At 63.9% G+C, this 241-nt stretch carries 1 protein-coding gene; it reads left to right on the top strand.

The window, feature by feature from the left end; genetic code table 11:
* Positions 1-10: 10 nt before the first annotated feature.
* On the top strand, positions 11-241 hold a 231-nt coding region (gene csgH, locus CH341_RS33265; RefSeq protein ID WP_281023750.1), incomplete at its 3' end, for a curli-like amyloid fiber formation chaperone CsgH.

Genomic DNA, 241 nt, shown 5'->3' with positions numbered 1-241 from the left:
GAGACGTGCCATGCCCCATAATGTCAGAAACCCGCGCCGCCTGGCGGCAATCCTTGCACTGGCCCTGCTTCCTGTCGGCGCCCTTGCGGCCATATCGACCGCGAAGGAACCGGCCGATGGGCGGTTCTGCGAGATCAAGGCAACACCGCAGGCGGGCATGGTGAGACTGGAGGCCGTCGCCAAGGGTGATACCGGTGCTGGCGGGACTTACTCTTTTCACGTCGAAAAATCCGGCGGCAGC

Origin of the sequence: Rhodoplanes roseus, from assembly GCF_003258865.1 — a bacterium.
Classification (GTDB): Bacteria; Pseudomonadota; Alphaproteobacteria; order Rhizobiales; family Xanthobacteraceae; genus Rhodoplanes; species Rhodoplanes roseus.
This window is presented reverse-complemented; position numbering and strand designations above follow the sequence as displayed.